The organism is Streptomyces sp. NPDC006879 (genome assembly GCF_042869595.1).
In the GTDB taxonomy this organism is placed as follows: Bacteria; Actinomycetota; Actinomycetes; order Streptomycetales; family Streptomycetaceae; genus Streptomyces.
This window is the reverse complement of sequence record NZ_JBIAGC010000082.1, coordinates 1-7,024: the sequence shown is the minus strand read 5'-3', so window position 1 is coordinate 7,024 and position 7,024 is coordinate 1. Positions and strand designations below refer to the sequence as shown.

Below are 7,024 nucleotides of genomic sequence, written 5' to 3'. Positions count from 1 at the left end.
CGAGTACGAAGAAGCCTTCTGGCGCAGCCAGGAGCAAACCCCGCAGTCCGCCTGAACCAATCAAGATCGGACTCTACGAAACTCGGGGCAGCTCATGGTGCCCGAGAGGAGAGTTCAAGTCCCCCCTCGGACACCAGCTAAGACCCCAGTTCATCTGGGGTTTTTCGCGTTTCTGGGCGGTGGCGTGACAACCACGTGACCGGCCATCTGGTGTATCCCCCGGTCAGGCGCCAGACGATAGGCCGCTTCGGCTGTCCGCTCGACGCCGCCCCGTGCGGGCCGCGGGGAACCCTGCGACACTCACCAGGCAGCTTCGCCGGGTACTCCAGAGCGAACCGGGCAGACCGGGGCGTGGGGCGCCGCCTGACGGCTGGCCGGGGAGCCGAGGCTGCTCGTGGTCGGCGCCGGGCGGTGGGGGCCGCCTCAGCGCCTGTGAATCTCTTGCCTGGACGCGACCTCCTGGTCCGTGAGGATGAGGAATTCTCGTTCCTCTTCGGTCAGAACCTTCAAGAACCCCGGTTCGGTCTGGAGGACGTAGCCGGTCAGCCGTGCACCATCGCGCAGTTGGAGGCGTTCCAGTGGAACCCAGGGCGTCCTGACGGTCGCCGCCGCGAGCAGCCACGCGGCCACGATCAGCACGCCGAGCCTACGGCCCGTCCACACGGTCAAACGTTGCCGCCGCCCGCCGGCTTTCGCCCCGGCCCCCAGGGCGAAGATCAGCCCACCGACAGCCAGGGCGGCCAGAGGCAACCACCAGGCGTGGAAGGTCCAGACGTAGGCGGCGAGCGCGGCGAGGGCGCTCAGGAGGATGAGGACCCCGCTCCTGAGGCCCGGCCGTGGTGGCTGGGCCTGGTGCGCGTCGGCGGAGGTGTGGGGTGCCGGGGACGCGGAGAAGCTTCTGTGCAGCCACAGCAGGGCGATCGGGGTGAGGAGGGCGAGGTAGGCGGCTGCGGCCAGCGAATCGGCCATCAACGTCCCTATGACGATGCCGATGCTGTCGCCCAGGTCCATGGTGTGCAGCACCGCGAAGGCGGTGTGCCAGTCGTAGCCGGAGACGGCGAACAGCCGCAGGACGAGGAACAGGACCGCGGCCGCGGCCAACGGAAGTCCGTCGCCGTAACCGTTCTTCTCCGTCTCGTCAGGCGCCATGCCCCCGAACATCGCACACGCCCGCGCCCTGGAACGCCGGCGAAACGCCGTCCACGGCGGTTCCCGGAAAAGGGCTTCGAGGTGACCGGCCTCAGCAGTCGGTCACGGCACCGCGCAAGATCGCCCCCGTATCCGCAGCGAGACGGGGCTCAGCCCCCGGCCCCCGGGCGAGGCGGTACAGCACGTTCGGACGCAGGGGTCCTTCGGGCGCGGTGGGGTCATCGAAGTCGTCGGCGGGGTCGCGCGTCATGCCGATGCGGCGCATCACCGCCTGTGAGCGGAAGTTGGTTGCCGTGGTCACAGCAAGGATCTCGGGAAGCCCAAGGCTGCCGAAGCCGTGAGCCAGGACGGTCAGCGCGGCCTCGGTGGCGTAGCCCCGGCCCCAGGCCGAGCGGGTCAGCCGCCACCCGATCTCCACCCCAGCGAAGGGCAGGCCGTCGTCCACTCGGTCCAAGCCCGCGAAGCCGATGAACTTGCCCGTGGCTCGCACCTCGACGGCCCACCATCCGTAGCCCCGCTGGTCGAACTCGGCCTGGAACCGCGCTACGGAGGCATCGCTCTGCTCGCGGGTGAGGAGGTCACCCAAGTGCTCCCGAACCTCCGGGTCGGCGTTCATCGCGGCCCATGGCCCAAGGTCACGGTCGCGCCATCGGCGCAGTACGAGGCGGTCGGTACTCAGGTCGGCCATGCTGCCCACACAAAGCGAACTCCGGCCTCGACGCAACCTCTTTCCGGGTCGACGACGCGAGGGCGAAAGAGCCTGCGTCTGCGCGCACTTCCGACTCCAAGGCGCGAGCACCACCCCGGCGAAGCCGTGCGAACCAGTCCCCCGATGGAACGCGAGGGCGGGCGCGGCCGACTCAGCCCGGGAGGTCCAAGCGGTCCCGTGCGGTCTGCGCGACACGCCCGCGCACCAGGAGCCAACCGCCTACCAGGGCAGCCGCGATCAGCGGGAGGAACATCACGGTGGTACGACCGACGCCCCCGTCGCTCCACATCAACACCAGCACGGTGGCGAGGAAGCCGAGCGTCACGATCTGCGTGTACGGCGCCCAGGGCAGCCGGTACGAAGGACGTTGGAGACGGCCTTCGTTGGCCCGCCGCCAAAAGAGCAGGGAGCAGAGCATCACCATGCCCCAAGTGCCGAGGATGCCGATGGAAGCGAGGTTGAGCACGATCTCGAAGGCCTCGCCGGGCATGAGGTAGTTCAGTCCCACCCCCATCACACCGAAGGCGGCGGTGAACAGGACCCCGCCGTAGGGGACCCGGCCCTTGTTCATCACTCCGGTGAACTTGGGCGCGGAACCCGCCAGCGCCATGGAGCGGAGGATGCGGCCGGTGGAGTAGAGGCCGGAGTTGAGGCTGGAGAGCGCCGCGGTGAGCACGACGAGGTTCATGATGCCGGCCGCCCCGGGCACCCCGAGCTTGTCGAAGACGGTGACGAAGGGGCTCTGGTCCCCGGAGTACGCCGTGTACGGCAACAGGAGGGCGAGGAGAACCACCGAGCCGACGTAGAAGACACCGACCCGCCACATGATCGAGTTGATCGCCTTCGGCATGATCTTCTCCGGGTTCTCGGTCTCCCCCGCCGCGACCCCGCAGAGTTCGACCGAGGCGTACGCGAAGACCACGCCCTGGACGACGAGCAGCATGGGGAGCACCCCGACGGGGAAGATTCCGCCTGCGTCGGTGACGGTGCTGAAGCCCGGGGAGTGGCCGTCGATCTCGTGCCCGGTCACCACCAGGTAGATGCCCACGAGCATGAAGGCCACGAGGGCGGCGACCTTGACGATGGAGAACCAGAACTCCATCTCACCGAAGTAGCGGACCGAGATCAGGTTCGCCGCGAGCACCACGGAGAGCGCGATCAGGGCGAGGATCCACTGCGGGACATCGCTGAACATCGCCCAGAAGTGAGCGTAGGTCGCGGCGGCGGTGATGTCTGCGACGGTGGTCGTCGACCAGTTGAGGAAGTACAACCAGCCCGCTGTGTAGGCGCCCTTCTCTCCCATGAACTCCCGCGCGTAGGACACGAACGCACCCGAGGAGGGCCGGTAGAGGACGAGCTCACCGAGGGCGCGAACGACGAAGAAGGCGAAGACGCCGCAGACCGCGTAGGCAAGTGCGAGGGAGGGACCGGCGCCGGCCAGGCGCCCACCGGCGCCGAGGAACAGACCGGTGCCTATCGCCCCGCCGATCGCGATCATGTTGATGTGCCGGGACTTGAGGTCCTTGCTGTAGCCCTCGTCACCGGCGTCGACGTGCGGGGAAGCCGCCGTTCGTACGGTGGCGCGCGGCTGCTCCGCCGCGCTCAGGGTGCGGTCGCTCATGTACGCATTCGCCTTCGTGGTGGGACAGGCAGGGTGGGACAAGCTGGGGTGGGGCACCGCTCGCGGGCGTGGTCACTCGCCCGTGACGTTTGGCGCCGGCCGCCCATAGGAGATCACGACCTCCCCGAAGGCACCAAAATGCGCCCTATCCGCCTGCTTGCGGCGATGGAGGGGATCCGGACCGGGAACCATCATTGGAGGCTGGTTTGGGGCGCGGGTGCCGTGGCGCGAGGGATCCCCGGGGAGAACACGAAGCCCCGCTTCCGTGGCCAGGCCGGATGGGCTTGGGCACGAAAGCGGGGCTGGTGTGGTCCCACGCCGGGTGGGACACCGTCTCCGTCAGGGGCGTTCCGGTCAGGGGGTGTTGCTTTCGGCCACCTGGTCGAGGCGGAAGGCTTCGTTCCCGAGACCGATGCGGTCGTGGACCTCGGGTCGGGTCCGGCGGAGCACCGCTCCGTAGAGGAGTCCGCCGACGACGGCGGCGCCGATGACGCCCGGCAGGATCCAACTGAGCGCCGAACCGGGGCCGGCACCCACGAGGACGTCGAAGTCCTTGACCGTGTAGAGGGCGATGGACACAAGCGCAAGCCCTGACAGTCCAGCTGCGATCAGACGCCAGATCTGCGTGCCGGCCGCGCCTCGGCGTACGAAGAAGGCGATGACGGCGAAGGACGCCGTGGCCATCAACACGATCACGCCCAGGGCGCCGGTGCTGCCCATCCACGTGAACAGGTGGAGCACCGGCGCGGTGGGATCGCCGACGGGTCTGTCGTCCGTGAGCGCGAAGGCGGACACGACCAGGAGGGAGATCACGGTCTGGAGGAGCGAGCCGGTGGCCGGCGCTCCACTGGTGGTGTTGGTCCGGCCGAAGGCGGCGGGCAGCAGCCCCTCACGCCCCATGGCGAAGGCGTAGCGGGCCACGACGTTGTGGAAGCTCAGCAGCGCCGCGAACATGCCGGAGACGAAGAGGACGTGGAGGATGTCGGTGAAGGTCCCGCCGAGCCGTTCGGACGTGAGCTGGAAGAGGAGACCGGGGCCGGTTTCCGCCGAGGTGCCGACGATGGAGCCGGGCCCGGCGGCAACGGTGAGGGCCCAGGCGCTGAAGGCGAAGAACAGCGCTACGAAGCCCACGGCAAGGAACATCACACGTGACACGACAATGTGAGGCTTGCTGGTCTCTTCCGCATATACCGGGGACTGCTCGAAACCGACGAAAGCCGCGATGCAGAAACACAGGGCCGTGCCGAGGCCAGCACCGGTCAGCGTCTCGGGGTTGAAGGCGTGAAGGGACAAGCCTTCCGGTCCCGGGTCGGCGATGGCCGCCACATCGAAGATCACCACAAGCACGCACTCGATGAGCAGCAGCACCCCGAGCACCCGGGCATTGAGGTCGATCTTCAACCACCCCAGAGCACCGACCAGCGCAACCCCGAGCAAGGCGGGTATCCACCAGGCCAGTTGGATATCGAGGTACGTGGCGAAGAGCCCGGAGATCTCGAATCCGAGGATTCCGTATACGCCCACCTGCATGGCGCTGTAGGCGACGAGTGCCACCATCGACGCGCCGGCGCCGGCCGTGGGCCCCAGTCCTCTTGCGATGTACGCGTAGAAGGCACCCGCGTTGTGCACGTGGCGGCTCATCTCGGCGTACCCGACGCTGAAGAGTGCCAGCACGACTCCCAGGATGACGAAGAGCAGCGGCTGTCCGACCACGCCCATGACCCCGAAGGTCGTGGGCATGACACCTGCGACGACCATCAGGGGGGCACTCGCCGCCAACACGGACAACAGCAGGCCGGCCGTGCCGAGGCGGTCGGCTCGCAGCGCCCGGTCCTGCCCCTTGTAGGTGCGTATCTCTTCACCACTTGATCTGGTCGAGCTCTTGGAGCCCGGGGAGAGGGAACTGCCCGTCGCCATGGCGGGTGGTCCTTTCAACGTTCACGGGGTTTCCGGGCGACCTCGGGGACGGCCACCCGGTCAAGCACGGTGCGGTGGGGCTCTGTTCTGTGGAGCGAGGTGCGGTGGCGCGACCCGGATCAGGCCGAACCGAGTGCGGCGCTACGCGCCGCCAGGAAGGCTTGGTACGGGTCCAGATCCGGGTATGACCAGGGCGCCGGCGTGGCGTGCCGGCCGATCCGGTGGAAGAGGGCGGCGGCCTCGGCCTTGCGGCCCTCACACAGCTTGGCGTGGGCAAGGAAGTTCAGGTCGATCCGGTTGCGCGGATGGTCCTCCCGCTCCCACTCCAGCCACCAGTCGAAAGCCGCCTTGAGTACTTGCCGCGCCCTTCGACCGGACCAGTGCTCAGCCGGACTCGGAGCGCCGGTGGAACCGCCCGCACCGCCACCACCGCAGACCACGGCACCCTTGGCCAGCACCCGGTAGCGCTCGGCGTGGGCGATCACCGGGAGCACGGCCAACGGGGAGTCCGCCGGCGCCTCCTCGGCGGCCCAGGCCGCGAAGTCGTAGACCTCGTGCAAGGGGTCCTGGCCGCCGCCGGGGGAACGCTCGGCAAGCCGACTGACCATCACGTGGTGGGCGTGGTGGTGCTCCCGGTGCCGGGCTCGTACCTGGTCGAAATACCGGGTGAACTCCTCATCGGTGCCGTAGGTCCGGGAGAGCAGCAGCAACCCCAGCCAGGGCGTTGGATCGGCTGGCACGAGCGCGGCTGCAGCACGGCAGGCCTGCTCGGCCGCGGCGGGGCTCTCCTTGCCGCGCAGGGCCCGGAAGACGCCGGCGCAGGCGAGCAGCGTGGCGGCGTCGGCACTCTCCGGTTCGGCTAGGAGCCACTCGCGCGCCCAGGCTGCGGAGGTGGTCGCCTCCGCGAGGACCACGACGCGGTGGCCACGACGGTCCCAGTCATCGCCGGTCTCCACCAGCAGGGAACGCGCCCGGGACCATCGCCCCTGAGCGAACTGTCCTCGTACCAAGACGAGTTCATCGTCCCCCAAGGCCGGGTCGAAGAGGAGGGCGTCCTTCTTCCGGGGACGGCCGAGGGGTGGCGGAGGCGGGGACATCCGCGAGTTTCCCTCCAGAACACGGTTCATGAGCGAATGATCACGCACAGCAAAGCGGTAGGGCTTGCTCCGCGTCAAGGGCAGACCAAAGGCTGGCGCGTTTCAACTGTTGCAATCCAGGGTGCAGTTGAGGTGTTCGGCCTGGGATCGACGCAACGCCACATGGTGGCCCCGGCGCGACGGCAGCACCACTCGCCGCCTCTGAAGCGCCGCCTCCCCACCACCTCGCCAGCCCGGGAACTTTACGTGATCAGCTGGTCACAGCCACTTTGGCCGGGAGGGGAGGACCTCGAACGCAGATCCGCTCGACACCGGTGAGACAGAACGCGAACACCTCCGGCAGCGGGCAAGCGGGCATTCCTCGGAAGCTAGCGGCACAGACCACGACCGTGATCGAGATCACTGAGGAGGGCTCCCCCAAGGGCGTCCGCCGAAGGCTAGTACTGCAACCGCATGTGATGTGACTGGTCGTCGCCTTGGTCGTTGGGCTGACTGTGTGATGAATCGCTGACGGTCGCGCAGATCGAGGAC

5 protein-coding genes are annotated in these 7,024 nt (G+C 68.4%); all 5 read right to left on the bottom strand.

The features are described from left to right. Nucleotides 1-423 precede the first annotated feature (423 nt). The 5 genes from ACFYMC_RS29320 to ACFYMC_RS29300 all read right to left on the bottom strand — a co-directional run bounded on the left by ACFYMC_RS29320 (nucleotide 424) and on the right by ACFYMC_RS29300 (nucleotide 6,493). Nucleotides 424-1,149 (bottom strand): hypothetical protein, encoded by a 726-nt coding sequence (locus tag ACFYMC_RS29320; protein WP_388531066.1) that lies wholly within the window; start codon nucleotides 1,147-1,149, stop codon nucleotides 424-426. A 91-nt stretch (nucleotides 1,150-1,240) separates the two neighbouring features. Next, complete coding sequence (locus ACFYMC_RS29315) at nucleotides 1,241-1,837, bottom strand: GNAT family N-acetyltransferase (protein ID WP_388531063.1); 597 nt, start codon at nucleotides 1,835-1,837, stop codon at nucleotides 1,241-1,243. A gap of 172 nt (nucleotides 1,838-2,009) precedes the next feature. Beyond that, nucleotides 2,010-3,479: an amino acid permease gene (locus ACFYMC_RS29310; RefSeq protein ID WP_388531060.1), complete on the bottom strand. Its 1,470-nt coding sequence runs from the start codon at nucleotides 3,477-3,479 to the stop codon at nucleotides 2,010-2,012. Between the two features lie 354 nt (nucleotides 3,480-3,833). Further along, nucleotides 3,834-5,396: an APC family permease gene (locus ACFYMC_RS29305; protein WP_388531057.1), complete on the bottom strand. Its 1,563-nt coding sequence runs from the start codon at nucleotides 5,394-5,396 to the stop codon at nucleotides 3,834-3,836. A gap of 119 nt (nucleotides 5,397-5,515) precedes the next feature. Beyond that, nucleotides 5,516-6,493, bottom strand: coding sequence for a hypothetical protein (locus ACFYMC_RS29300; protein ID WP_388531069.1), 978 nt, complete (start codon nucleotides 6,491-6,493; stop codon nucleotides 5,516-5,518). Between the last annotated feature and the right edge of the window lie 531 nt (nucleotides 6,494-7,024).